This window comes from Mesorhizobium sp. M7D.F.Ca.US.004.01.2.1 (genome assembly GCF_003997785.1).
GTDB classification, from domain to species: Bacteria; Pseudomonadota; Alphaproteobacteria; order Rhizobiales; family Rhizobiaceae; genus Mesorhizobium; species Mesorhizobium loti.
The window spans coordinates 1-2,121 of the sequence record NZ_RZRQ01000588.1 but is presented as its reverse complement, the minus strand read 5'-3'; the positions used below and the strand labels follow the sequence as shown (position 1 = coordinate 2,121).

Sequence of the window (2,121 nt, the reverse complement as noted above, 5' to 3'; positions counted from 1 at the left end):
GCCCCGGAATACCAAGCCATGTCGGCAGCGTGACGGAATCATCCTTCGCGGTCCAGATACGGTCCTTCGGCACCGGCACCTGGAAACGAAACCAATCGGTTCCCGGCGTGCAGTCTCGCCCCCAATACAGTCGTGGATGGTCGGCCAGGATTTGCAGGCCGGACCGCATGATGAACAGCATGAAGAACATGTTCAGGAAGTGCTGTAGCTGCAGCCACCAGGGGAAACCGGAGTCCACCAATGGTGCCGATTGCGCGATGCCGGGGTGGTTGTGGATGAAGGCCTTAACCTCGGGAAGCTCGCGAAGGCTTTGCGCGAGCGCGATCAGGCATAGCAGCACCGCCGCTCCGATTGGGATTGCCCATAATGTATTGATCCACTTTCGCCCGATCCGTATGCGTGGGAAAATTCCTTGCTGTGGCGGCATCCAGTTATCGAGACGGATGCGATCATCTGCATCGCTGAGCTTTGCGCGGAGCGGTTCGGGTGAGGGCGGCTGGGAAGTCATAGGTATCGGCTATCTTTCTGGCATCGATCGCGCCCTGGCGGGAGCGTCAATCGTGAAGTTTGGTGAGCGCCGAACCCTTGTGAAAGGCGATGTGCTCGGTCTTGCCGCTTTTGATTTCGTATTGCGGCGCTTCCTCACTCGCATGGTGTGTGTAGCTGTGGACCTGGAAATCGCGTGTGTGGACACGGACGATCGTGCCGCTGACGCGCCCGGCTTCCGAATTCCAGCTCACGTGATCGCCGACTTTGAATCTATCCGCCATGAAGCTCGACCAGGGTAATAGGGATTCTCACGGAACCATGACGCCGTTTCGCACCTGGTTGGCGCGGTCGAACGGCGAGGATCCATCACTCAACCGTCGCGCTCGAATTCGGTTCCAGTGAATCGCTTCCCGATGGAAGGACTTTTTGATCTGTAGGATAAACCGGCTACGATCCGCACCGAGGTGGCCGGTCGCCCTGCGCCCCCAGATTGGAATCGAAACGAACAGCTTCTTCACCATAGGCCATTCCACGCGCACGGTCGTCGAGTTCGGCGAACTGCTTCTGCAGTCTCGTGTCGATTTCGTCGTCGATGTGCGCTCGATGCCGCGTTCGCGCACCAATCCGCAGTTCAACGGCGAAAGCCTTCCAGGAGCGTTGGCGCCGTGGCGGATCGGCTATGAGCATATCGCTGCGCTTGGCGGCTTGCGGGGCAGGGCGCGTGGTGCGGAACCTTCCCCCAATAGCTATTGGCGCGTACGTGGTTTTCGCAACTACGCCGACTATGCGCTGACCGAGCCGTTCGCCAAAGGCTTGGCGCAACTGCGAGAGCTCGGCGGCCGGCATCGCTGCGCAATCATGTGCGCGGAAGCCGTCTGGTGGCGGTGCCACCGCCGCATCATTGCCGATTACCTGCTCGCAGAAGGCGAACGCGTCATGCATATCCTTGGGGCCGGTCATGTCGAGGAGGCCAGCCTGACGCCAGGCGCTGTCGTGCCCGATGATGGAACGATCGTTTATCCCGGGGAGCATCTCCTCGGGAGGTAAGCATTGATCATTACAAGCGGTGCAGCCGGTTCAGTTTCCTTTGGTTGCCCCGAGCGCATGGTCGACGATCGTCTGCGCCTCGGCCAGGATGGCGCGCAGATGGTCCTGTCCGCGAAAACTCTCAGCGTAGATCTTGTAGATTTCCTCGGTGCCTGAAGGGCGCGCGGCGAACCAGCCGTTTTCCGTGGCCACCTTGACGCCGCCGATTTCGGCATTGTTGCCCGGCGCCCGGCTAAGCACCGACTTGATCGGTTCGCCAGCCAGGGTCTTCGACGTGATCTCATGCGGTGAAAGCTTCGACAGTTTCTCTTTTTGTGCTGGGGTTGCGGTTGCCTGGAGCCGATCAGCGACCGGTTCGCCCAAGGCCTTCGTCAGGCTGCGATAAACCTCGCCGGGATCGCGACCCATCCTTGCCATGATCTCGGCCGACAGCAACGCCGGAACGATGCCATCCTTGTCGGTCGTCCAGACGGCGCCGTTGCGGCGCATAAACGTCGCACCAGCGCTTTCCTCGCCGCAAAAACCCAGCGAGCCGTCCTGAAGGCCCTCGGCGAACCATTTGAACCCGACCGGCACTTCATACAG

The 2,121-nt window shown here is 60.4% G+C and carries 3 protein-coding genes and 2 pseudogenes; 1 reads left to right on the top strand and 4 read right to left on the bottom strand.

What is annotated here, in order from left to right; all coding sequences use genetic code 11:
* The 3 genes and pseudogenes from EN993_RS35100 to EN993_RS37265 all read right to left on the bottom strand — a co-directional run.
* Positions 1-508 (bottom strand): annotated as a pseudogene (locus tag EN993_RS35100) (oxidoreductase); the annotation flags it as partial.
* Between the two features lie 46 nt (positions 509-554).
* A complete protein-coding gene (locus EN993_RS35095; protein WP_127266171.1) occupies positions 555-770 on the bottom strand; it encodes a DUF2945 domain-containing protein in 216 nt (71 codons plus the stop codon).
* 27 nt (positions 771-797) lie between these two features.
* Positions 798-1,010, bottom strand: coding sequence for a hypothetical protein (locus tag EN993_RS37265; RefSeq protein ID WP_164758033.1), 213 nt, complete (start codon positions 1,008-1,010; stop codon positions 798-800).
* Here EN993_RS37265 and EN993_RS35090 point away from each other — a divergent pair.
* Entirely contained in the window at positions 967-1,536 is a 570-nt protein-coding gene (locus EN993_RS35090; protein WP_127266172.1) for a DUF488 domain-containing protein, read from the top strand. The two genes, EN993_RS37265 and EN993_RS35090, sit on opposite strands and share 44 nt — an antisense overlap.
* A 30-nt stretch (positions 1,537-1,566) precedes the next feature.
* Here the strand turns inward: EN993_RS35090 and EN993_RS35085 are convergent.
* Positions 1,567-2,121, bottom strand: a pseudogene (locus tag EN993_RS35085) (alpha-D-glucose phosphate-specific phosphoglucomutase); the annotation flags it as partial.